Here is a 24,809-nt window from a genome sequence, read left to right on the forward strand (position 1 = left end):
ATATCCTATTGATAAAGACTATTTCGTATTGAATATAACATTAAAAATTAATTTGTACTTTTGATTAAAAGATATCAGTTATGGATCTTCAGACAAGAAAATTACATTTAATCACTTACCTTGCTCAATTGCAGGATGAGCTGTTTTTTGATAAAATTGAAAAATATGTTTTTTCAAAATCAGAGAAAGAAGATTATTCTGAACTTGTGCCTTTTACTGTTGAGAGTTTAATCAGCCGTATTGAAAGATCTGAAGAAGACTTTAAAAACGGTCAATTTAAGACTCAGGAAGATTTAGAAAATTTATCCGCAAATTGGTAATCGATGAAAATTGTATGGACAGATTTTGCAATTGAAAATCTAAAAAGTATTTTTTATTACTATGCTATTAAAGCTAATAGACAGGTTGCCCATAAAATCAGAAAACAAATTCTAGACTCAACAAGACAGCTTGTTCATAATCCAAAATCCGGTCAAACTGTATTGTTATTAACGATATTTTTGATGCAAGACAATATCCTTTTAACATGATTCGACGAAGAACGAAATACAAAATAAAAAAGAGAAGCTTAAAGCTTCTCTTTTTATATATCATTTATCCAAACTTCTTTTTCCTCAGCCAGAAGAACAGTCCTCCCAGCAGCCCGATGATGGCAAGTGGCAGCAGTAAATTCAGCCATTGCCAGTTGGTTTTTTCTTCGGTAATCCTCTGACGGTCCAGAAGCCTTTCTTCGATGTTTCGGTTTCTTAATTCCATCAGGTTGCTGTCATCCAGCAGGTAATCCAGGGCATTTCTCAGGAATTGTTCGTTTCCGAACTGTTCGTTGGTCAGCATATCCACCCCTAACGGCAATGGCTGTCCTTTGATGACTTTATTCCTTCCGATGTCACCGTCTGCAATAACGATCATTTTATTTTCCGGACTTACCGCCTTGAAACCGGGATACGATTTTCGTTCAATCCTGGACGCGTAGGCAGAGGTGAATTTCCCTTCGAGTGATACGGCATATATTTTCGGCGTACTCGGTTTCTCCATCTGTCCTAAACTATCTACACTGGCAATCTCTTTCAGGTCAACATAATTCGGAACCTGTTTCAGCAGGGTTCTTTCGCTGGATTCAAAAAGTACGTTGGTTTTGATGTTTTTCCTTCCGAGCGTATCGATGGAAGTCGGGAACTCAAATTTTACCGGGTTGATATTCTTGGTCACCGGATTGTCTTTCTCGGCAATCCCCAGCGGGAAATACGGCCACGGCAGGCTGGTATATTGCGGGTTCCCTCCTACTTCGCCGGTAACCAGCCTCAGCAGGGCAAATTTCTTCACATCCTTTACCAGAGCAGGATTGATCCTGATCCCGTAATTGAAGAAGAAATCAGTCATATTGATGTCTATCGGGAATGGCATCACTTTTTTGGACCTGGTAAGGGTATCCATTTCGGCATTTACGGCATCAATCATCCATAAGGTTCTTCCGCCGTTCATAATGTATTGGTCCAGGATCACCTTTTCATTATCAGTAAAGGCTTTTCTCGGCTTGGCAATGACCAATGCGCTCATCTGCTTCAGCAGAGGTACATCAGCAAGGGTCAGTTCTTTCTGGTTTTTCGGGATGATGGGTCCGGCATCATAATTTTCCAGTGCCAGATGCATGAATCCCTGGAATTCATCCGGGCTCAGTTCATCCTGGTTGATCAGAACGCCGATTTTTTTTCTTTTATCAGCAGATACATTCTTGATATTGGAAACAAGGTTATATTCCAGGTTTTCAATGGATTTATTGAGTTGCTCATCCGCATCTATTCCGGTCTGCTGTACCACCAATGGGATGGAAACCCCTCTGTTGTTGTATTTGATCACCGCATACGGAAACAGGTAGATCTGTGATACTTTCCCGTCTTTGATATCCGGCAGCACGGAAGGCTGCATACCCATCGCCATCAGCGTATCCTGTGAGATCTTGCTTTTGATGGGATCTATAAACTTAAAATCGATCTTCGGATTGATCTTCCTGAATTCTTCCAGCATGAAACGCGTTTCACTCTGAAGCTGTTTGAAGCTTGCCGGAAAATCACCTTCTAGGTAAACATCCACCGTCAACGGTTTCTTTACGGACTCAAGTACTTTAATTGTATTCTCTGAAAGTGTATATCGTTTTTCTTTGGTAAGGTCTAGCCTGATCCCGGAAATATACAGGATCACCGTAAGCGGAAGGATCAGGAACAGTAAAATGCCCAACGGAGATTTGAATGGAATCTTCTTCATACGTTTACTTCTTTTTTTGGATAAAATGGTTGGACAATACTAAAGTAATCCCGATCATCAGAACAAAATAGGCCACATCTTTGAAATCAATCAGTCCCCTGGTAAATCCTAAAAAGTGCTGGTAAAAACCGATGCTTTGCAGGATGAAATCTGCACCACCCAGCAATTTGTAGCTGGCCAGCTGCTCGATCCCGAAATACATGATGAAACACATGAAAACACCTAACAGGTAAGCCATGATCTGGTTCTGGGAAAGCGATGAAGCCAGGATACCAACACCGGAAAATGCAGCAATTAAAATAATTAAACCGATATAACTTCCGAAGGTCATCCCAAGATCTATATTCCCGGCCGGAACGCCTAATACATACACTGTATAAAGGTAGATCAGCGAAGGGATCAGGCATAGAATACCAACAATCCATACCGAAAGGAATTTCCCGAAAACGAGATCAGAGATTTTCAGCGGCTGCGAAAACAGCCAGTTCAGGGTTCCGGTTTGCTGCTCTTCTGCAAAGGTCTTCATGGAAAGGGCCGGAATGATGAACATCAGCAGCCATGGCACCAGTACAAAATAGCTTTGCAGGGATGCCATCCCGATCTCGAAAATGTTGGAATCGTTATCGAAAAAAAACAGGAAGAGCGTTACCACCAGGCTGAATGCCGCCATAATGACCCAGGCACTCCAGTTCCCGAAATAACTCCAGAGTTCTTTTTTTAAAATTGCAAACATAGTTTTTATAGTAAAAGGTAAAAGTATTTATGTATTCAGGAGTGCGCTGATTTCAGCCAGCTGCACGGCCTCTTCCACAACTTTATTTTTTCTTGTTTTTGTTCACCAGCTTTACCGTCATCATAATCAGCACTACCAGAACGAAAAATCCGGTAATTAATTGCCACCAGTATTCAATCACCAAAGATTTCAGGATTACGGTAAATACCACCAGAAACAAAATAAACGTGGCAATCTCATTCGCCTGCCTCAGTTTGATGTTTGCGGTTTCAAGCGTCTGCCCGTTGAGCTCCTTCAGCCTCAGCACTTTTTTCCAGCACCAGTAGTGGTAAGCAGCCAACCCTAACAGGAAAGTAAGCTTAAGATGGAACCAGGGTGTTTTCATAAGGCCTGTATTCAGGAAAATCATAATGATTCCGCAGACGGCCATAATAATCCCGGCAGGCACTGTAATGATGTTCCAGAGCCTTCGGGCCATGAAAATATACTGTTCCCGCAAAATACGCTTCTTGTCTTCCGGAAAGGTATCGGTATCCTTGTAATAGACAAAGATTCTCACCAGATAGAAAATCCCTGCAAAATAGCTCACCATGAAGATAATGTGCAGTGCTTTGATAATGGTATACAGCATCCTGAAAATTTGTTTGCAAAGATAGTTTATTTCACAAAAATTCACCATTTAATATGAAAAAATGAAGGGAAATTAAGGGCTGTCCGGGAAAGTCAGAAAAATAAGCGGGCACTGCTGCGACAAAAGAGGATAATGAATATGAACCCCCTTTTATTACCCATAATAAAAAAGGGGTTTTACGTCATCAAAATTTAAAAACAAACTTCATGTCCACGTTGAAATGCAAACGGAATCCTTGCTGCTCCCTGTCCCTGTTATTCAGGAAACTAAACACATCAATGGGCTCAAAGCCGTCTTCTTTGCCTTCAATATTCCGGTAGGTAATTTTCCGGTGTGCGATCCCGATTCCTACTTTCGGCATAAAGCCGAACCATGATGATTCCCTGTGCAGCAAAATACTGTAATTGATACTTACTGCCTGCCGTGTCCTTTCATAATCCGCGGACTGAAAATGGTAGTACGCACCTGTTCCGTCAGTGTAGTCTTCATTGATCTTTTTAGACTGATGGTTAAGGTATGAAAATTCGGCGGAGATAAAATGTTTCAGCCTGGAATCCGGGGCCAGACTATAATACACTTCAGGCTTAACTTCAAAGATTTTATAGTCGTTTTCTTCAATAGGGTAAGGCGTGATCCCATTCTGTCCGTAGGCAACTTCTGCTCCCAACCACCATCTTTCGTTCAGGCGGTACAGGTATCCTATATTCCAGCGATAATCACGAAGCGGTGCAAACCCGCTTACAGTAATAATTGAACGGTAATCGCCCTGTTGGGCAGAAATTTCTCCTCCGAAGATCAGGAGGATAAAAAGAGTACTTTTTTTTATCATAGGCTTTGGGCAATTTGATTATTTATTTTAAAATGCTGATCTGATCGATGCGGTATCTTGAAGATGTGAGTCCTATTTTGCCTTAGAAATACTATCCGTCTTGTTGCCGTTGTTATAGATCTTGATATAGGACAGTTTACCTTCTTTATTGTAATATTTCCACGGCCCGAAATAAAACCAGTGCCTTTCATGGTCCGAAACTTCAAGTTTAGACTGCCCCGATTCCATGAGCTTACCATCAGGATAATACCTTTTTGTTCTCGTTATATCTTTCCGGATCTTATTTTTTTCGTATAGCCTATTCCCCAAGTAAGTTTTCCAGGTGCCTGTTTTTTCTCCGTTCCTGTATTTTCCTAACGCAACCATAGTGCCGTCATCCGCAGAATACTCCTCTTTCCATTTCCCATGCCTTTTATTGACATTATGATCGTCTTTAATATACTGATTCATTTTGGATGTGCAGGAAGCCAGGAATGCTAACATCAGGATAAAAAGGATTATTTTTTTCATAAAAAAACAGGATTTCCGCAAATATAGAAAATCCTGTTTAATTCCAATCATGTAGAAATATTTTGATTTAAGAAATCACATTCAGTGCTTTACCTACTTTTTCAAAAGCGGCAATAGCTTTATCCAGGTGCTCCCTGGTATGGGCTGCAGAAAGCTGAACCCTGATCCTGGCTTTTCCTTTCGGTACCACCGGATAGAAGAACCCGATCACATAAATGCCTTCATCCATCAGTTTTTCAGCCATTTTCTGAGCCAGAGGCGCATCGTATAACATCACCGGAACAATGGCAGCGTCCCCGTCCGGGATATCAAATCCTTTGGCTTTCATTTCAGTTCTGAAATATGCTGCATTTTCCATGACACGGTCCCGAAGAGAAGTGTCTTCAGAAATCATATCCAATACCTTTAAAGCTGCACCTACAATCCCCGGAGCCAGTGAATTGGAGAACAGGTAAGGTCTAGAACGCTGCCTCAGCATATCGATGATTTCCTTTTTACCGGATGTAAATCCACCAAGCGCTCCTCCTAATGCCTTACCTAATGTAGAGGTAATAATGTCTACTCTGCCCATCACATCGTTAGCTTCATGGGTCCCGCGTCCTGTCTTCCCTATGAATCCTGTGGCATGGGAATCATCTACCATCACCAATGCATCGTATTTATCCGCCAGGTCGCAAACGCCTTTCAGGTCAGCCACAATACCATCCATAGAAAATACTCCGTCTGTTACAATGATCTTGAACCTGTGGTTTTTCCCTGATGCAGCGATCAATTGCGCTTCCAGATCTTCCATATTGTTATTTTTGTAACGGTACCTTGCCGCTTTACACAAACGTACCCCGTCAATAATGGATGCATGGTTCAGTTCATCTGAGATAATGGCATCTTCTTCGGTAAACAAAGGTTCAAAAACCCCTCCGTTGGCATCGAAACAGGCCGCATACAGAATCGTATCTTCCAGCCCGAGGAAATCGGCAATTTTCTGTTCCAGCTGTTTGTGAATATCCTGGGTTCCGCAGATAAAACGAACGGAAGACATTCCGTATCCGTGGGATGCGATCATATCCTGTGATGCTTTCATCACATCAGGATGGTTGGATAATCCGAGATAATTATTGGCACAAAAATTCAGTAATTTCTTTCCGTTGGCTTCAATCTCAGCACTCTGCTGGGAGGTGATAATGCGTTCTCTTTTATAGAGGCCGTCATTCTCAATATTCTGAAGTTCGTTCTGTAGATGCTGAAGGTATTTTTCAGAGATCATTATTGTTAATTTTAGATGTGCTAATTTAAGAAAAACACGCTAAACTAAAGACTCATGCATTTTTTTATTCCTGACGGTGCCATAAATGAACATTTAACGAATTAGTCTACTATATTAGTAGACTAATTCTTATATTTGTCAGTCTAAATTATGAAATATGAATTTATCGCCTATATCTAAGGTCAGGCAAATGAATGCGGGAGATTTCCTGAAAAACCATATGAGGACCGCAAAACCTGTTGTACTGGAAGATTTTATTGATCCGGGAAGCCCTGCTTTTCAAAAATGGAATTATGACTATTTTAAGTCCATAGCCGGAGACCACCAGGTTAATATTTACGGCAGCGAAATAGAATCTCTGGACAGGGTGGCCAGCAAGCCTATACGTCAGAGCACTTTTTCAGAATACCTGGATCAGATCACAACTGCTCCTACGGAAGAAAGACTTTTCCTGTTCAACCTGCTAACGATAAAACCTGAACTTAAAAACGATCTCCGTTATCATGATATTACCAATGGCAAAATTCTGAAATGGCTGCCTTTTATGTTTTTCGGGGGTGAAGGTTCTATAACCCGCAACCATATTGATATCGATATGTCGCATGTATTCATCACCCAGTTTCAGGGTATCAAGCGCATCTGGCTTTTCCCATGGGAACAGTCTGATCTCATGTATAAGCTGCCCTACAATTTCCACAGCCTTGCGAACATAAAGGAGCCGGATTATAATGAATTTCCGGGCCTCAGGTACATCAACGGTTATGAGGCGGTCATCAAACCCGGTGAAACCCTATATATTCCTTCGGGCTGGTGGCATTACATCCAGTATGAAACAGAAGGTTATTCAGTTTCCGTCCGTGCATTGCCTTCTAGCTGGCTGGAGAAATGGCGCGGTTTCAAAAACATGGTCATCATCCGCAACTTCGATAATCTGATGCGGAATATTTTTAAAGACCGATGGTTCAGACACAAGGTGAAAGCTGCCAGAAGAAGAGCTCAGAAAGCCATTAAAAAACAGAAGAGCTTTCAGATCTAAACTGAAAGCTCCTGTATTTTAGTATTTGATAAATTTAACATCCTTGTCTTTAATCCTGAACATATATGTTCCGGGAACCAGCTCGGCAATATTGATCGCCTTACCGGGCTCATACGTATCCTTTCTTACCAGCTTCCCATCTGTAAAATAGATGGTATAATCTGTTTTCTGAGAAATTCCTTTTATATTCAGCTCATTCCGTGCCGGATTAGGATACAGGGCAAACGTTTCGGTAATAAGGTCTGCTGTCCCCAAAGTGGCATCCTGGGCAACTGTGGAATTTTTCTCCAGAATCTGGTATTCATAATTGAATTCCACACTGGCAACCGGGAAAGACACCGTCTGGGTAAAATACTGGTTATTAGTGGTATTATTCAGGGCAAAATAGGCGACCTGACCACCGGTTCCGTTTACTTTGATGGGTAGCGGCATTTCAAAAAAGCTTACCGTGGGGCTGCTCTGCACCTGGGAAGCCCTGAAAGTCACCTGGTTCCCGTTCTGCTTCCAGCGGATGGTATACGTAGGATAACCTTCCCCGTAAATCCAGTCGTTGAAGAATTCGGTAAAATCCTTGCCGGTTGACTGTAACAGAGAGGCATTGAGATCTGCTGTCTGGGCATAGCTGTAGGCCAGGTTCGCTCTGGAGTGGTAGTCTTTCAGGGCCTGATAAAAAGCTGCATCGCCCAGGATCCACTTTAGCATCCTGAGAACGTAACCTCCTTTGGAATAAGACAGTCTCCCGCTGAAGATCGCTCCGATACTTCCCAAATTAGAATCCGCCACGTAAACACTTCCTCCCGGAGCTCCTGTAATATAGTTTTTTTGTCCCGACAGGTAGGTCATGAACTGCGTGTTGGTCATCAGAAGCTTTTCATTGGCCAGGTGTTCGCCGAAAGTGGCAAAACCTTCATTCAGCCAGATATCGTTCCAGGTTCCGCAAGTTACCTTATCCCCAAACCACTGGTGTGCAAGTTCATGGGCAATTACTCCCCTGTCCCAGCTGCTCATGGAAGGCATGGTCTGATGTTCCATACAGGTTCCTCCGTACTGGAATTCCATATGACCGTATTTCTCATTCCTGAAAGGATAAGTCCCGAAATAGGTTTCAAAAACATCCATGATCTGCTTGGTCCAGTTGATATTGGACATCGTTGATGCGTTATTGGCCGTGGTTGGATATACATAGTTCACAAAGGGGAATGGCGGCGACCCCATGGTATCGTTGAGCTTGGTGAAATTGGTAATGGCCAGAGCCACCAGATAAGAGGCCATAGGATACATGGTTCTCCAGAATGTCAGTTTTTTCCCGTTTGGCAACTGGGTTTCGGACATCAGCTTGCCGTTGGCCGCCACATTGTATTGGGAAGGTGCCGTAATTTTAAAGTCAAAACGGTCAATCTTATCATTCAGGCTCTGTTTTGTTGGGAACCAGTCCTGGGCTCCATACGGTTCACTCAGTGTCGAGACAATAGGTGTTCCGTTCTGGGATCCCGTGGCAAAAGCATTATTATCGGTAGCCGGCGGTCCGGAATAGGTAATTGTTAAAGAGTCGGTCACATTAGCCGGAAGCGAGGCCGGAAAGTTGATTTTGACTTCTTTTGTCGCGAGTTGCTGGAAAGTGAGATTTGTCCCGTGATACTGCACCTGCGAAACCGTAAGCGTATTGGCCAGATCAAAATAGATGCTGTTCATGCTCTGGGAAGGCTTGAAGTGTGATGTAACGGAACCGGAAATATTGTATACTGCCGGATCCAGGCTGACCTCCATCCTTTGGTACAGCAGATCATAATTAAGTGTATTAGGATTGACATTATAGGCGGTCATCTTTTGGGTAAAAGATTTCATTTCCTTGTCAATAAGACCTTTATGGTCTGTATTCAGCTGCTGGGCAAACCATTGCTGACAAAAGAATAAACTTACTGCTAAAAGGGAAAGTTTTTTCATACGGAGATCATTATTTGCAACCAAAGATAAAAAAAACCTTTTAATCGTTGATTAAAAGGTTTTATCTTAATGAATTTTTAATTTTTTCTACAAATCCAGTGCAGGTTCCAAAATTCTTTCCATCCTCTTTTTCACCATATCCACAGATCCTGCATAGTTATTCACCATCAGTGAGAATACTAACGTCTTTCCGGTATTGGTTTTCAAATATCCTGCAAGGGTTTTTACCTTGTTCAATGTTCCGGTTTTAGCAAACACCTGGCCGTTTCCTGTACCGATGAACATTCGCTTCAGCGTGCCGGACTGCCCGCCTACCGGTAAAGAATTGAGATAGGTCTTAAAATATTTTTCATCCATCAAGGAGGTCAAAAACTTAGCCTGGGCAATAGGTGTAACGTGGTTGCTTCTTGAAAGCCCGCTACCGTCGATATAATTCAGGCCTTCGATATCGAAATTACGGTCTTTTAGGTGTTCCGTTACCACAATCCTTCCGGATTCCGTGGTCTGGTCGCCCAGTTTCTGGAATCCCACGGTTTTCAGGAGTGCTTCTGCCAGGGAATTATCGCTGTGCTGATTGGTGTAGTAAATGATGTCACCCAATGTAGGTGATTTATACATGGCAATCATTTTACGGCTTTCAGGATTGGCATCCGTCATTTTTGGGGTTACCTTCCCTGTTACCGCAATACCGCTTTTTACCAGAGTAGTCCTGAAGGTATTGGCAAGATATGCCGGAGCGTCAGGAATCTTTGTGGTCAGGATTCCGTCACCCTCATATTTATCCGCATATACTACTTTTTTTACATACGGAGAAACATAGAAATATTTCTTATCCGCAGAAAAGCTACCACTGTTCTTAACGATCAGCTTTTCGTTAGCCGGATTGATTTCATGAGTGGTTCCTGCCGGCAGGTAGTAATTATTGTTTTCCAACCAAACAACATTTTCCGGAAGCCCTGAAATATTGCCTTTGAAAAGCGCTGTCTGGATCACAATATCACCATTTACCTTTTTAATCCCCTCACGTGACATCCCGCCTATGAAATCTGAAATAATATCCCTATATGACCATGCCCCTGCCTTATTGGTACCCAAAGATGGGTCACCGCTTCCTACAAGGTAAAGGTTTCCGTTCAGTACCCCGTTTTCATCGATGCTTCCTGAATATTCCAGCTGGGTCATCCAGCGGTAGTTTTCTCCGAGCAGGTTCATGGCTGTCTCGGTGGTAAGAAGCTTGGTGGTGGAAGCTGGGACGAGCGGAGTGGTTTCATTATACGAAGAAATTACTTTTTTCGTCTTCGGGTCATATACCACGAAGCCCCAGGTTGCGTTTTTGAGCACCGGATCGGCCATCATGGTATTAACATTGATATCCACGAGTTCTTTGGCCGACAAAACGGTCTTCTCTACTGCAGCAGTAATCGGAGAAGGGAGATTTAACGTGTTTTTTTGATTGTCGTAGGCCTGTGAATACAGTACTGTAGAAACGGTAGATTGGGCAAAGAAAAAACCAGTGGCCAAAACCGTAATACCTGAAACATATTTTCTGAAATTTACCATCTATTTTCTCATTTTCTTACAAATTTGATCGGCTAAAAATCAATAAGTTAAATTAATATCATCCGGTCAAACATATAATCAACGGTCAAAAGTAGAGATTATTGCTATAAGTAGGTTCTTATAACTGTTATAAAACCCTATAAAATTTGTTAAAAAGTGTTAATAATCCACAAAAACATCTGTTTTCACACTTTGATAAGCTGTAATTTCATTAAACTCCTGAATACTTACTGCTACCATTTCCTTGAACTTTTCATATTTCTTACCGCGAGGCAGTTTAAGCATGATCTGGAACTGGTACAGGTTGTTGAGTTTGGCAATCTGAGCTCTTTCCGGGCCTAAAACACATTCTTCCGGGAGGTATTTCCTGAGTACCGAGCCTAAAAACAGTGACGCGCGGTTTACACGGTCTTCCTTCCTGTGTTTGAGTTCGATCATCATGAGCCTGGTAAAAGGCGGATAATGAAATTTCTTCCGTTCATCCAGAAAATATTCATAAATCTTTGAAGGATCATTCATAGTGATCAGCTGGAAAACGGAATGTTCGGGATTGAAGGTCTGGATTACAATTTTACCGTTTCCGGAAACCCTTCCGGCTCTTCCTGAAACCTGTGTGATCAGCTGATATGCTCTTTCCTCAGCCCTGAAATCCTGTACATACAGCATGGAATCTGCTTTAGGAATAGCCACAAGCTCGACATGATCAAAATCCAGTCCTTTGGAAATCATCTGGGTTCCCACTAAGATATCTGTCTCCCGGGCTTCTATTTTTTCGTACAGCTTTTCATACGCAAATTTTTTCCGCATGGAATCTACATCCATCCGGTCCACTTCCTGATCTGGGAAAAGTTTGGTTACTTCTTCATGAATCTGCTCCACGCCTACCCCCCTCTCGTTAAGGTTTTCAGAATGACATTTCGGGCAAACCCGGGGTTTAGAGGCCCTTTGCCCGCAGTAATGGCACTTCATTTCATTGGCTGCTTTATGATACGTCATAACCACATCGCAGTTGGAGCAATAGTTAACATAACCGCAGGTTTCACATTCAACAACATTCGCATAACCGCGGCGGTTATGCAGTATCATCACCTGATTGTGCTCATCCAAAGTCTTTTTGATTTCATCCGTCAGCTTTAAAGAAAAATTACCCGTTACTTTTTTGGATTCCTGGGCTTCTTTGAAATTGATGATCTCATAAGACGGTAGCTTTACATTGCCAAACCGTTCATTAATCAGGACATATTTAAGCTTGTCTTTTTTGGCAAGATAGTAACTTTCCACAGAAGGTGTTGCCGATCCTAAAATTACCCGGGCACCATACAGGGAACCGAAAACCAATGATGCATCCCTCGCATTGAAATACGGTGACACTTCTCTCGGACGGTAGGCAGAGTCGTGTTCTTCATCCACAATAACCAGACCCAGGTTCTGAAAAGGCAGGAACAGGGCATTCCGGGTCCCGATCAGGATCCTGAGTTCATTCTGGCGAACTTTTCTCCATACTTCAACCCGTTCAAAATCCGTGAGCTTCTGATGGTAAAAACCAAGAAGCCTGCCGTATTTTTTTTCCAGACGCTGGATGATTTGTTTGGCCAGTGATGTTTCAGGCAGCAGAAACAGTACATTTTTGTCCTGCTGAATGCATTCTTCAATTTTTTCCAGGTAAATATGAGTCTTTCCTGATGAGGTAACGCCGTGAAGCAATACATTTTTGCCTGCTTCAAAAGCGGCATCGATGTCTGTTTTTGCTTTTTTCTGAGCTTCTGACAATTCCTCAATACCTTCTATGTCTCCCTGATAGCTTTCCAGCCTGTCTTTACGGAGGTAATATTCTTCCACCAGGTTTTTATCAGCGAGCGCCTTAAAATGGGATGACGCAAAAAATCCATCCTCGAAAAGGTCAGACTTCCTGATCGGCTGGCCAGGATTCTCGGTCTGTTTTTCCAGGATCATCAGGAAAAGCTCTTTCTGTTTCGCGGCCCTGTTGAGCTTTAACAGCACCTCCATGAGGTTCATGTCCTGAATAATTTCATCGCGGACCTTTACATAAGCGACTTCTTTAGCCTTATACTTTTCCGCTATTTTTTCATCAATTTCTATGTACTGGAGATCAATCAGGGAATTGATGGTTCTGATGATGTCTTTCTTGGGAATAAAAGCCTCAATATCCGTAAGGTTAATGAGCTGCCTGACTTCCAGGGCCTGGACCAGATACATCTCATTTACATCAAGGTTTTCAAAATCGACAATGGCATTGGGCTTTAATTTAAGATAGGTTTCGCTTTCCAGTTTCAGAGAGGACGGAAAGGCAAAACGGTAGATCTCACCCAACCCGCACAGATAGTAGTCTGACAGCCAGCTCCAGAATTTGAGCTGCGCTTCTGGTACAATAGGCTGTTCGTCGAGAATGCTGATGATGTCCTTGGCGAGAAAACCTTCAGGCGTGTTGTGATGCAATTCAAAAACAACTCCGGTATAGATCTTTTTACCCCGGAAAGGGACCAGTACGCGCATGCCCTCCTGGATCTGAGGCACAAGCTCTTCAGGAACGGTATATGTAAAAGATCCTTTTAAATTTAACGGTAAAATAATCTGGGCGTACTGCAAAGGAATAAATTAAACGTAAAATTAAGGGTTTATTTATAAAATTGCAATTATTTCTTACTTTTAAGGCCTCAATACCTATGTATGATACAACCATGAAAAAGTTCCTTTATATCATTGCCTTATTTTCCATTTCCCTTTTCCAGGCTCAGGAAAATATCATCCTGAAAAAGAATGAAATCACCATTCCTTTGGGAAAGAAGGTCATCCTGACCCCTGAATTGGAAGAACGTACAATTATCGGTTTCAAAAAAGTTTCTGAAGATAAGGTCATGGAAAAGCAGGATATGCTCCAGATACTGAAAAACTTCAAAAGAAGCGATGTGAATGATAACACGATTGAATTTACTTTTTCTGAATCGGAAATGATGAAGTCTCCCATCATCACCTTGGTTACAGTACAGAAAACCGGAAAAAAGATGAGTTTTAAAGCGAAAATCAGATTAAAAGGTTCTCCGTTATATCAGCCGACCTCCATTGTACCTGCACACAGCAATGTTGTTTCCGTAGAACAGTGGCAGGATGCGATCGATTCTATTTTCCTGTACGATTTTAAACTGGAAGATTAAAAGAATAGCGCAATAATCTGATACCAGGCCGCAGAAGTTACGAATCCTACAATAATACTGAATCCTACAATGAGATTGGTGAGTTTAGTATTAAGCCTGAACTGTTCTGCAATGATGCTGGAAGTAACTACCGTAGGCATTGCAGCTTCAAAGATGGTTATTTTCGCCACATCTCCTTTGATTCCAATGAGCAATGCAAGGACCAGCACGATAGCCGGCGCCAGAACAAGCTTGTAAAGCATGGATACGGACATTTGCGGAATCAGTTTCTTCCATCCGTTGAATTTAAGCTGTAACCCGACAGAAAACAAAGCCAATGGACTTACCGTAGCCGCAAGCTTGTCAAAGAAGGGCTCAGCTGCGGTAAAATCAATATACCTCGATAAGACTAATGCCGCCATACATCCTAAAAGCGGCGGAAATGTCAGCAGCCTCCTGAGGATAAATGCAGCGCTTACTTTTCCCGATTTGCTTCCGCCCCGCACAGCAGCAATAATTCCTAAGGTGGAAAGTGCGAAAAACATGGTCTGGTCACAGATGATGGCAATGCTCAGCAGGCTTTCCCCGTAAAAAGCACTGATCAGCGGAAAACCGATGAAAGAGGTATTGCTGTACCCGCTGACCAGTTCCATCGTGCTTCTCGACCGCTCTGAATAGTTTTTGCTCCTGCTGTATAGCTTCATCACAAAAAAACAGACTACCGCAATGAGAAGTGTGGCTGCTATAGGAAAAAGCATTTCTTTTGTCCACTGCACTTTAGGCAGGTATTTGAAGGACACTGCCGGAAGCGCGAGATACAGGATCCAGGTGTTAATTCCTTTATGCGCATCCGGATGAATAGACTTTGTTGCCTTAAATACCATTCCTGCCAGGATACAGACAGCAATCAGAACGAAATTGACCATAATTGACAAATAGAATACAAAGGTACAAATGAAAGTTTTTCCATGAGCAAGACATCATCCGTTTTTTTTCAGCGATCCCTGATCAGCAAATTGAATGGCCTGCAAAGGCGGATCGGAATATTTTGAAAAATTTTGAAAACCCGAAGCCTGAATCTAATTCATCGTATCCCATAAAGTCATCACTTCGATATGCTGCAATGGTTCAGCCAGTAGGATCCTTTTAGGCCTATTGGGAAGCAGATCAAAGAAATTATCGCTGAAATGGGTATTTCCCATCAGGTATACATCTTTTGCCAAGACATCAGTGGAAACCTCTATTTCCATCGGGGATATTTTCTTTACACTGACGTTGGGTTTAGTAAGCTTTAAATCTTTTGGCTTAGAAAAGAAATAATTGCTTTCCGTAATCACATTATTTTTTGCATCTTTTAACATTAAATGCAAAAAAATTTCATTTCTGTCTGAATCTCCAATGACCTCTTCCAGCGAAAAAGGATCCAATTTCAGCACTCCGTTGGGTTCCAAAGTTTTGGTTTCCGCGGTTCCCGCCGAACCTTTTTTCTCCCCATTCAAGGTCAGGATATCAAAATCCAACGATACATTCTCAAACGTTTTTAATTCATCATTGATAACATAAAAGTTTAAGACTTCATTTTTTTCTTCCGGTAAAATTACCTGATTTTCAAAGCTCCTTTTCACCTGGTAATGTAACGCTTTCCAATTGCCAAGATAATCGACGGATGACCAGGAAACCACCGGCCAGCAGTCGTTCAGCTGCCAGTATAATGTTCCCATATTGTATGGTTTTGCCCGGCGGTGGGCTTCAATGGCGATCTGCATTCCGCGGGCCTGCAATAACTGGGAAACATAATTGTACTGCATAAAATCTGCAGGAATTTTATAATCGCGCGCCATATAAGTATTGATGATCTCCCATCCTCGCACATGTTTTTCATGGGCTTTGATCACCGGATTATTGATATTTAAATCCGGTTTACCAGAGAACATTGATTTTGTAGTTGCCATGCTAGGCATCCCCTGGAAGCCGTATTCCGACATGAAACGCCCCACTTTTTCATTGTATATTTCAAACGGCTGCTCGCCCCACCAAACGCCCCAATAATGGGAATCGCCTTCGGTAAGGCTTTCTTTGTGTCCCCAACCGATTGAGGGAGAGCTTGGCCAGTAAATGGCTTTATCGGAGGCTGCATATTTCTTTATCGCATTGGGAATGACTTCATGGAAGATTTTCTTGTAATCTCTCCAGACCTGCATCGAATCTTCCTTAGAATATTTGAACTGTTTCTGATATCCCCAGTTGACAATGGCTTCATCCACTTCATTGTTTCCGCACCACAAAGCCAGTGACGGATGGTTCTGAAGCCTTTCGACCTGGTCTTTCACTTCTGCCTCAACATTTTGCTGAAAATTTTCATCTGCCGGATAGAAACTTCCCGCAAACATAAAATCCTGCCACACAAGAATTCCGTTTTCATCACAGGCTTTATAAAATTCATCATCTTCATAGATCCCGCCGCCCCAGACCCTGACCATATTCATATTGGCTTCTTTACAGTCTCTAATGAGCTTCTGATATTTTTCCTTGCTTACCCTCGGTGAAAAACTGTCGGCAGGAATCCAGTTGGTTCCTTTCACATACATAGGTCTGCCATTGACTTTAAAATAAAATGATTTTCCCTGTTTATCTTTCTCCTGTACAAGTTCCACGGTTCTCAAACCAATTTTCTGAAAGGATTGGTCTATTGTTGAAGAACCTTTCTTAAGGGTTACTGCCAGCTCATACATATCCGGTTTTCCCCATCCATTTGGTTGCCATAGCTTCGGGTTGCTGATCCTGTAAGGCAATTCAATTACGTTCAGCCCCTGTTTTAAGGTTATTTTTTTAGACTGATGGTTGATGTTTAAGCTATAATCTCCCGGCTTTTCTGCAATAATTTCCGCCCGGATATTCAGCTCCGCTTTTTGCTTTGTTAATGATGCCTGTCCTATCCTGACCTGCTTCAACCTGGCCTGGTTCCAGAAGCTGAGCTGTACGTCCTTCCAGATTCCTGCCGTCACAAACCTTGGTCCCCAATCCCATCCGAACTGATACTGCGCTTTCCTCACAAAGCTCCTTGGTGATTCCGGCATCGTGAAATGAACGTTCTCCGCCAGCTTTTTTCCCGTCTGCACCGCAGACCTGAATTTAACCTGTAACAGATTATCGCCCACTTTCAGGTAACCCTTAACAGGAATTTCCCATGTCCTGAACATATTGTCTGTATTTCCGATCTGTTTTCCATTAAGATACACTTCGGAGAATGTGTCCAGACCCCGGAATACCAAATCTATATTCGTGTTTTCCAGCTCCTTTGAACTGACCTTAAAAACGGTCCGGTATTCCCAGTCTTCATTTTCGATCCACTGGACTTTCTTTTCATTCTCATCTTTAAAAGGATCGGGAATGATGCGGTTTTGCATCAGGTCAAGATGAACCGTTCCGGGAACCTTTGCCGGTAACCAGGTGTGGTCTTTTGTATTTTTAAACTGCCACTGTTCTGAAGATAAGCTCCGCTCGGAAAATTGAGCATCGATAAAAGACTGAATAAAAATAAAGGCAAAAAGTAATGTTTTGTTCATGGTACAATTTAAGTAAATCGGATGAAATGGTAAAAGCCATTTGTCGACATCAAAAATATTAAATCTTAATATTTATCAATTTATTATTAACCACAAAAGTCACAAAAGTTTTGACACATAAGAAATATGCAGAGAAGAGCGATGAAAACAGAAGAGCACATAAGCTTAAAAAGCTACGATTTTTAAATGCATAAAAAAAACTGCGTAATCTATTAGATCTGCGAGAGTTAAAAATTAAATACTAGCACTATGTTGCTCATCACCTCGAGTAACGCAGCGAAGCGGAGTGTATCGAGAAGTTTTTGAATAATAGCGCTCTGTTAAAATACTTCTAAATAAGTTTTTTTTGAAAACTATTCTGCTCGAATAAACAGATGATTAATTTTACACATTACTAATAATCTTCCGCTTAATAAACTATTGCCTTTTTTCTAAAAGAGGCTTATAATTTAATCTTGGCTTCCTATCTTTATTAAGCATTCTTTAACGCGACTACCTCATCAGCATCCGCGAAAGCTCCGCCGTCCGTAATAGCAGAAGAATGAAAGTATGTTGCTTTGGTAAACTCCTGGATGCCGGCAATATTGCCAGACCGCAGCCCGCCTCCAACCAGGATTTCAATTCTTCCATCGGATAATTCCACCAGTTTTTTTAAGTTTTCTATGCCTTCTGACACATTGGGTTTCTGGCCCGAGGTAAGGATGGTTGTAAAACCGCACTCGATCACCTGCTCCAGGGAAGTTTCCAGATCTTTAGCACGGTCAAAGGCCCGGTGAAATGTACATGGATAAGGCTGTGCCAATGCAACGAGTTCTTTGTTCTGAACAATATTAACCTGGTCATTTTCATTCAGGATCCCGAATACAAAACCATCGACATTTAACATCTTCAGCTGAACCAGGTCTGACTTCATCTGTTCAAATTCTTCCTCAGAATAGGTAAAATCTCCACCACGGGGACGGATCATTACAAAGATGGGGATGTTTATTTTTTCCCTGAGCTGCTTTACGGTTTCAAAATCAGGTGTGGTACCGCCTTCGCTCAGTCCGTCACACAATTCTATCCTGTCGGCTCCGTTGTCAAAGGCAATCATTGCGGATTCCGGATTAAAGCAGGCTATTTCTATTTTTGACATCAATATTCTGTTTTACTTGAATCAATTCTCTATTAATTTCTAAATCCAGGACCTATTTCAAGGCAAATTCCGGCTTCTCCAGACGGTTGCCTTTCTGATCATACACAGCAAAGTTAAATCCATCCTGGATGCAGTAAGAACCGTATTCACCTTTCTTATTGAGGGCAATAAACCCGACCTGGATATCTTTCAGGTTTTTGTTTCTCTTTTTGGTAATATTGACGATTCTCTCTACCGCTTCTTTACAGGCCTGCTGCGGATTCCTGCCCTGCCGCATCAGTTCAACCACCAGATGGGTTCCTACCGTGCGGATCACTTCTTCCCCATGACCGGTTGCAGTTGCTGCCCCTACTTCATTATCTACAAACAGTCCTGCTCCGATAATCGGGGAATCACCTACTCTTCCGTGCATTTTAAAAGCCATTCCGCTGGTGGTGCAGGCTCCGGAAAGATTTCCGTGGGCATCCAGAGCAATCATTCCGATGGTATCGTGATTTTCGATGTTGACAATCGGTTTGTACTGACTGGTTTTCAGCCATTCTTTCCATTCTTTTTCCGATTCCGGTGTCAGAAGGTTTTCTTTTTTAAAGCCCTGTGAAAGGGCAAACTGTAAAGCTCCATCTCCTACCAGCATGACATGCGGTGTCTTTTCCATCACGGCCCTGGCTACGGAAATAGGGTTTTTGATATGCTCCAGGCAGGCCACCGACCCTATATTATAGTTCTCATCCATAATGCAGGCATCAAGCGTCACCCTTCCGTCCCTGTCCGGACGTCCGCCATATCCTACACTTCTCTCATTAGGATCGAGCTCCACCAGCCGGACACCCTTTTCCACCGCGTCAAGAGCCTTTCCGCCTTTTCCTAAAATCGTCCACGCTTCAGCATTGGCCTGCAATCCGAAATTCCAGGTCGACAATACAATTGGTTTGTTAACAGCTGTCAGCTTTTCGTTCACAGGTTCATTGGCAATAAGGTCAAGTGGATTCAATGCCAGAGCCAATGATGCCACCGCTGATTTTTTTATAAATTTCCGTCTTGAATTCATTGATGAGATCGTTTAAAATTAAAAGTTACAATGCTCCTATTTCGTCCACAAACAGCCATGCTTTGGAATCGGCACCCGGATTTCCGGCAGGAATAATACCCGCATTTTCTATCCTGATTTTAAGATATCTGCCGTGCTGCTGACCTACTTTAAGCCTCATTTTGCCTCCTGCTTTAAGGATGTCATCCTTCCCTGTTTCTGCAACGAGCGCAAACTGGTGGTTGTCATCAGAAACATACACCTGAGCAGACTTGGCCAGATGGATCCAGCTGCCTTTGTTATCCAGGGTATTGAAGTAAACTTCAGTAAAATCTGTATTTTTCCCCAAGTCAATTGTGGCTACAACATCTTTCCCCTGAAAACCAAGCCAGGTCTTTCCCAATTGCCTTGTATTTCCTGTAATACCATCTACCAGGGTAAATGCTCCTCCGAAAGCATAGTTCTCACTAGGCTGCTGTTCCAGCGTAATATTTTTGCCGGTTGTTTTAGATACCGTAAACTGCTGTGAAGAAACAGCACTTTTCAGCTGTCCGTTTTCAAAATAGGCTGATTTTATGGTGGAGGATATTAAAACGGGAATAGGCTGTACATAAGGCGTTGACTGTACCGAAGGATCTGTTCCGTCCAGGGTGTATCTGATGCCGGAAGGATTTTGTGAAGTGGAAAGTTCATAGGCAATTCCGCCGTTCGCAGGAATGACCTTTCCGGAAACATTATATATGCTTTTAGCATAGTTGATGTGCATCCTGTCCAGCTTTTCAAACTGATGGATCACTCTGCTTTCAAATTCCTTGTATTTTTCGGGTTGTGAAGTTCCCCAGGCCACTTCGGAAAGTGCCATCATCCTTGGGAAGATCATATACTGAACCTGTTTGAAATCGGTAATGTATTCCGTCCAGAGGTTAGCCTGCACACCCATAATGTATTTGGCCTGCTCTGCATTAAATTCTGCAGGAATGGGATTATAGGAATAGACTTTATCCAGCGGAGTGTATCCTCCGAATGCATTCGGTTCGGTTTGCGGATCTCCCTGGTAATGGTCAAAATAACAGTAGGCTCCGGGCGTCATAACGGCAAAGTGCTTTGTTTTGGCAGCTTCAATACCACCATTTACGCCGGTCCAGCTCATAACGGCAGCATTCGGAGCAAGGCCGCCTTCCAGGATTTCGTCCCAGCCGATGATTTTCCTGCCTTTGCTGTTGACATATTCTTCAATCCTCCGGATGAAGTAGCTTTGGAGGCCATGCTCATCCTTTAGGTTATATTTCCTGATCAGTTCCTGGCAATGGGCACATTCTTTCCATCGGGTTTTAGGGCACTCATCGCCACCAATATGGATATAGGAAGAGGGAAATAATGCAATAACCTCATCCAGCACATTTTCCAGGAATGTGAAGGTTTCCTCTTTCGGACAGTATACGTCATCAAACACGCCCCATTTCGTAGCAGGTTCAAAAGGCCCCTTAGTACATGCAAGTTCAGGATAGGCTGACAGAGCTGCCAAAGCATGTCCCGGCATTTCTATTTCAGGGACTACTGTGATATGACGGTCAGAAGCATACTGCACGACCTCCCTGACCTGGTCCTGGGTATAAAAATAAGGACCGTAAGGTTTCCCGTCAAAGGTGTTGTCCACATAAGCTCCGATCATGGATTCTTTTCTTTTGGATCCGATTTGGGTGAGCTTCGGGTATTTTTTAATCTCAATTCTCCATCCCTGGTCATCCGTAAGGTGCCAGTGGAAGGTATTGAGCTTGTACATGGCAAGATAATCAATGTATTGTTTTACTTCATCAACGGTGAAAAAGTGGCGGCTTACGTCCAGGTGCATCCCTCTCCAAGCCAGTTTTGGCTGGTCCTGAATCGTCATGGCCGGAATAGCCTTATCGTTTTTGTGCTCTTCCAGAAGCTGAATAAGCGTCTGCAATGCCCAAAAATACCCCTGATCGGTATAAGAAATAATGTGAATGCGTTCAGGTGTTATTTCAAGAATATAGGACTCATTGAGCCCGTTTTTATTCGCAGGTTGCTTCAGCTGAGTATAAGTAAGCTGGACATCTTTTTTGCCGGGTTTCCCGAAGTTAAAGCCTGATTTCTGCTTAAAATACTCCGTTTCTTTTACAGGAAGTCCCTGGGCAAGTTTTAGTGTTTCAGGAATCTGAATTGTTCCTCCGGTAATCCGGATGGAAACCGGTTTAGGAATCAGCTGTTTCTGTGCAGAGGCATTGAGGCTAAACAATGCCAGTGCCATGATGGAAAAGATTTTTTTCATTCAGGATGTTAGAGAATTCTGTTTTTAAGTAGAAAAAACCGAAACGGCAACTGCTGCCGCGACCGGATGATAATTTCAGATCGCCATTTCAGGAATATCCCCCTCAATGATCAGATCGGCTTCCGTTGCTTTGATGATATCTTCTACGGAAACGCCCGGAGCTCTTTCCACCAACTTAAAACCTTCCGGAGTAATATCGAGGACCGCTAATTCAGTTACGACTCTTTTTACGCAGCTGACACCGGTTAAAGGAAGGGTGCATTTTTTAAGGATCTTGCTTTCGCCGGCTTTGTTAACGTGCATCATAGCTACTATAATATTTTCGGCAGAGGCAACAAGGTCCATGGCACCTCCCATGCCCTTAACCATTTTTCCGGGAATCTTCCAGTTGGCAATATCTCCGTTTTCCGAAACTTCCATGGCACCAAGAATAGTAAGGTCTACTTTCTGGCTGCGGATCATCCCGAAACTGAACGCAGAATCGAAAAAGGAACCGCCAGGCAGGATGGTGATGGTCTGCTTCCCTGCGTTGATGATATCGGCATCCTCTTCCCCTTCATAAGGAAAGGGGCCCATTCCGAGGACTCCGTTTTCACTCTGGAATTCTACGGAAATATTATCCGGGACATAATTGGCAACCAGGGTTGGGATGCCAATTCCCAGGTTGACGTAATAGCCGTCCTTTACTTCTCTGGCAATGCGCTTTGCTATATCTTCTTTACTTAACATAGTAATAATTTGAAAATTTTTAATGGCTCAATTTGGACATTGACGCTTAGTGTTGATTTGTTGTGAGCGTTCCATTTAGGATACGATAAAAACAGGGGAAATTACCTTTTTCTTACTGTTCTCTGCTCAATTCTTTTCTCAAACTTTTCTCCCTGGAATATCCTTTGTACCATGATACCCGGAATATGAATCTCATTCGGGTCAAGCATTCCCGGTTCCACCAGTTCTTCCACTTCGGCAACCGTTATTTTTCCGGCTCCGGCCATCGGGTGGTTAAAGTTCCTTGCCGACCCTTTGAAAACAAGGTTTCCGGCGTGGTCGCCTTTCCAAGCTTTTACAATGGAGTAATCTGCTTTGAAAGCATGTTCAAGGATATGGGGCTTACCGTCGAAATCCTTTACTTCTTTTCCTTCGGCTACTTCTGTTCCGTAGCCTGCCGGTGTATAAAAAGCCGGAATTCCGGCTTGTGCTGCGCGGCACTTCTCTGCTAGGGTTCCCTGAGGAGTCAGTTCTACTTCAAGCTCTCCGGATAGCATCTGCCTTTCAAATTCTGCATTTTCACCTACATACGAGGATATCATTTTTTTGATCTGCCTTTTATGAAGCAGAAGACCCAGTCCGAAATCATCTACTCCGGCGTTATTGGAAATACAGGTGAGATCTTTCACATTGCTTTCTACAAGGGCATTAATGGTGTTTTCAGGGATTCCGCAAAGCCCGAAGCCTCCAAGCATCAACGTCATGCCGTCTTCAATGCCTTCAATGGCCTCCTGTGCATTTTTTACTCTTTTATCTATCATGAATATGAGATTTTCTGTTGGCTAAATTTAATGATTTTTATGATATCTGCAGTATCACGTATCGCCCTGAATTCCACAGCTTTCAAGCAACTGCTTAAAAAGTAAAAAGGCTTTTTTTAAAATTGAGACAGTCTTTTTTTTGTTGAACATAAAAAAGTGGTGATCTCAAAAGGCAGTCTCAATCTTTGCCTAAGCTGTTATTGAGCATATGCCTGCTGATCATTTCTTTGCATCTTAACACTATGCATCCAGAAAAAATAAGCTTTGCGTCAGTAAAACCAGATAAAAAAAAGGAAGTGGAAAAGAATACTGTGCAATTACCTTCAATAAGCAATTGTACTAAAGTCCCGGTATCTGAAAATATTTTGTTTTTATCTTTGCAGCTTCGTTTTAAATATTAATGAGATGGGTAACCTGAAGAAACTGGAAATTAAAAAGAACATTCAAAAAAATGAAGACAAAAACTTGTCTTTCCGGGTATTTGATCTTTCGGAAGAGTATCTGAAAGAGTACAGGAATCCCCATAAAAAAGACCATTTTCTGATTATCGTTATCGAAAGCGGAACCCTGAATCTCCATATTGAATCGAAGGTTCACCCTCTTAAGTCAGGTAAAATTTCCGTGATTTTCCCGGAGCAGGTTCATTTTATTTCTGATCTTAGCCACAACGTAAAAGGAAAACTCATCCTGTTCGAGGAAATTTTATTCTGCTCCGATATTCTCAAGAACGAACTGAGCACGTATAACGTCCATCTTTCAACCCAGCTGAACTGTACCATTCTTTCGCCGGATGATTTTAAACAAAGCCTGCATTTAATTCAGAACATTCAGGAGATTTACCAGAAACCGAGCCTGATCAAAAAAGAACAGGCGAGATTCCAGATCAAGATTTTTCTACTGGGCCTAATTGAATCGGTTCACGGCCTGCATCCGATCTTGCATAAGGAAACGGCTGATAAACCGCTGTATGTCCAGTTCAAGAAATTGCTGAATGAACAGTATAAGCAATACCGGACAGTTCAGTATTATGCCGGAAAACTTGCCATAACGCCCAAAAAGCTTAATACCGTCACTAAAAAACATTGCGGAGAAACCGCCATCCAGGCTATTCATAACAGAATATTAATGGAAATAAAACGCCAGCTGATGTTTTCTGATCTCTCCCATAAGGAAATTGCTTTTGACCTGGGGTTTAATTCTCCTTCCGCCCTCAACAAGTTTGTAAAAGCAAAACTCAAGGAAACACCGACCGAGCTCCAGCATGAACTGGCGCAAATGTATAACGCATAGTCCTGTTTGTATAACACCACTCATTTCAGTCCGACTAATTTTGTCCTA

Annotated in this window: 21 protein-coding genes; 5 read left to right on the top strand and 16 right to left on the bottom strand. The window is 42.5% G+C overall.

Annotated elements, in window-relative coordinates:
• Nucleotides 1-80 precede the first annotated feature (80 nt).
• Together QE404_RS08310 and QE404_RS19330 are read left to right on the top strand one after the other, a co-directional pair.
• Nucleotides 81-320: a hypothetical protein gene (locus tag QE404_RS08310; protein WP_307449139.1), complete on the top strand. Its 240-nt coding sequence runs from the start codon at nucleotides 81-83 to the stop codon at nucleotides 318-320.
• Nucleotides 321-323: 3 nt separating this feature from the next.
• The gene (locus tag QE404_RS19330) at nucleotides 324-530 is read left to right on the top strand and encodes a type II toxin-antitoxin system RelE/ParE family toxin (RefSeq protein ID WP_371935233.1); all 207 of its coding nucleotides are present in this window, start codon (nucleotides 324-326) and stop codon (nucleotides 528-530) included.
• A 64-nt stretch (nucleotides 531-594) separates the two neighbouring features.
• Here the strand turns inward: QE404_RS19330 and gldG are convergent, their stop codons facing one another.
• The 6 genes from gldG to kbl form a co-directional block, all read right to left on the bottom strand.
• Nucleotides 595-2,262, bottom strand: a complete 1,668-nt coding sequence (gldG, locus tag QE404_RS08315; RefSeq protein ID WP_307449142.1) for a gliding motility-associated ABC transporter substrate-binding protein GldG — start codon at nucleotides 2,260-2,262, stop codon at nucleotides 595-597.
• A 4-nt stretch (nucleotides 2,263-2,266) separates the two neighbouring features.
• The gene (locus tag QE404_RS08320) at nucleotides 2,267-2,995 is read right to left on the bottom strand and encodes an ABC transporter permease subunit (RefSeq protein ID WP_307449144.1); all 729 of its coding nucleotides are present in this window, start codon (nucleotides 2,993-2,995) and stop codon (nucleotides 2,267-2,269) included.
• A gap of 82 nt (nucleotides 2,996-3,077) precedes the next feature.
• Complete coding sequence (locus QE404_RS08325; RefSeq protein ID WP_307449147.1) at nucleotides 3,078-3,626, bottom strand: CopD family protein; 549 nt, start codon at nucleotides 3,624-3,626, stop codon at nucleotides 3,078-3,080.
• Nucleotides 3,627-3,810: 184 nt separating this feature from the next.
• Nucleotides 3,811-4,455: a hypothetical protein gene (locus tag QE404_RS08330; protein WP_307449150.1), complete on the bottom strand. Its 645-nt coding sequence runs from the start codon at nucleotides 4,453-4,455 to the stop codon at nucleotides 3,811-3,813.
• Between the two features lie 72 nt (nucleotides 4,456-4,527).
• The gene (locus QE404_RS08335; protein WP_307449152.1) at nucleotides 4,528-4,965 is read right to left on the bottom strand and encodes a hypothetical protein; all 438 of its coding nucleotides are present in this window, start codon (nucleotides 4,963-4,965) and stop codon (nucleotides 4,528-4,530) included.
• Nucleotides 4,966-5,032: 67 nt separating this feature from the next.
• On the bottom strand, nucleotides 5,033-6,229 hold the full coding sequence (gene kbl / locus QE404_RS08340) for a glycine C-acetyltransferase (protein WP_307449155.1): 1,197 nt from the start codon (nucleotides 6,227-6,229) through the stop codon (nucleotides 5,033-5,035).
• 157 nt (nucleotides 6,230-6,386) lie between these two features.
• Here kbl and QE404_RS08345 point away from each other — a divergent pair, with 157 nt between their 5' ends.
• The gene (locus tag QE404_RS08345) at nucleotides 6,387-7,265 is read left to right on the top strand and encodes a cupin-like domain-containing protein (RefSeq protein ID WP_307449158.1); all 879 of its coding nucleotides are present in this window, start codon (nucleotides 6,387-6,389) and stop codon (nucleotides 7,263-7,265) included.
• Between the two features lie 18 nt (nucleotides 7,266-7,283).
• Here the strand turns inward: QE404_RS08345 and QE404_RS08350 are convergent, their stop codons facing one another.
• From QE404_RS08350 to priA, 3 genes are all read right to left on the bottom strand, one after another.
• On the bottom strand, nucleotides 7,284-9,209 hold the full coding sequence (locus QE404_RS08350) for a M1 family aminopeptidase (RefSeq protein WP_307449161.1): 1,926 nt from the start codon (nucleotides 9,207-9,209) through the stop codon (nucleotides 7,284-7,286).
• An 87-nt stretch (nucleotides 9,210-9,296) separates the two neighbouring features.
• Complete coding sequence (gene dacB, locus QE404_RS08355; protein WP_307449164.1) at nucleotides 9,297-10,769, bottom strand: D-alanyl-D-alanine carboxypeptidase/D-alanyl-D-alanine endopeptidase; 1,473 nt, start codon at nucleotides 10,767-10,769, stop codon at nucleotides 9,297-9,299.
• A 159-nt stretch (nucleotides 10,770-10,928) separates the two neighbouring features.
• A complete protein-coding gene (gene priA, locus QE404_RS08360; RefSeq protein WP_307449166.1) occupies nucleotides 10,929-13,376 on the bottom strand; it encodes a replication restart helicase PriA in 2,448 nt (815 codons plus the stop codon).
• A 92-nt stretch (nucleotides 13,377-13,468) separates the two neighbouring features.
• Between priA and QE404_RS08365 the strand changes: the two genes are divergently transcribed.
• Complete coding sequence (locus QE404_RS08365) at nucleotides 13,469-13,942, top strand: hypothetical protein (RefSeq protein WP_307449169.1); 474 nt, start codon at nucleotides 13,469-13,471, stop codon at nucleotides 13,940-13,942.
• On the opposite strand, the gene QE404_RS08370 is transcribed toward QE404_RS08365, so the two are convergent.
• The 7 genes from QE404_RS08370 to QE404_RS08400 form a co-directional block, all read right to left on the bottom strand.
• Nucleotides 13,939-14,847, bottom strand: coding sequence for an AEC family transporter (locus tag QE404_RS08370; protein ID WP_307449171.1), 909 nt, complete (start codon nucleotides 14,845-14,847; stop codon nucleotides 13,939-13,941). The two genes, QE404_RS08365 and QE404_RS08370, sit on opposite strands and share 4 nt — an antisense overlap.
• Before the next feature lie 153 nt (nucleotides 14,848-15,000).
• Nucleotides 15,001-17,487 carry a beta-mannosidase gene (locus QE404_RS08375; protein WP_307449173.1) on the bottom strand — a complete coding sequence of 829 codons (2,487 nt, stop codon included), beginning with the start codon at nucleotides 17,485-17,487 and terminating at the stop codon, nucleotides 15,001-15,003.
• A 472-nt stretch (nucleotides 17,488-17,959) separates the two neighbouring features.
• Entirely contained in the window at nucleotides 17,960-18,622 is a 663-nt protein-coding gene (locus QE404_RS08380) for a copper homeostasis protein CutC (RefSeq protein WP_307449177.1), read from the bottom strand.
• Nucleotides 18,623-18,674: 52 nt separating this feature from the next.
• Nucleotides 18,675-19,670, bottom strand: coding sequence for an isoaspartyl peptidase/L-asparaginase family protein (locus QE404_RS08385; RefSeq protein ID WP_307449179.1), 996 nt, complete (start codon nucleotides 19,668-19,670; stop codon nucleotides 18,675-18,677).
• Between the two features lie 25 nt (nucleotides 19,671-19,695).
• A complete protein-coding gene (locus QE404_RS08390) occupies nucleotides 19,696-21,942 on the bottom strand; it encodes a beta-N-acetylhexosaminidase (protein ID WP_307449182.1) in 2,247 nt (748 codons plus the stop codon).
• A 75-nt stretch (nucleotides 21,943-22,017) separates the two neighbouring features.
• Entirely contained in the window at nucleotides 22,018-22,671 is a 654-nt protein-coding gene (locus QE404_RS08395; RefSeq protein WP_307449185.1) for a CoA transferase subunit B, read from the bottom strand.
• 101 nt (nucleotides 22,672-22,772) lie between these two features.
• On the bottom strand, nucleotides 22,773-23,471 hold the full coding sequence (locus QE404_RS08400; protein WP_307449188.1) for a CoA transferase subunit A: 699 nt from the start codon (nucleotides 23,469-23,471) through the stop codon (nucleotides 22,773-22,775).
• 405 nt (nucleotides 23,472-23,876) lie between these two features.
• Between QE404_RS08400 and QE404_RS08405 the strand changes: the two genes are divergently transcribed.
• On the top strand, nucleotides 23,877-24,761 hold the full coding sequence (locus QE404_RS08405) for an AraC family transcriptional regulator (protein WP_307449191.1): 885 nt from the start codon (nucleotides 23,877-23,879) through the stop codon (nucleotides 24,759-24,761).
• The last annotated feature ends 48 nt before the right edge of the window (nucleotides 24,762-24,809 follow it).

It is taken from the genome of Chryseobacterium camelliae, from assembly GCF_030818575.1.
In the GTDB taxonomy this organism is placed as follows: domain Bacteria; phylum Bacteroidota; class Bacteroidia; order Flavobacteriales; family Weeksellaceae; genus Chryseobacterium; species Chryseobacterium camelliae_A.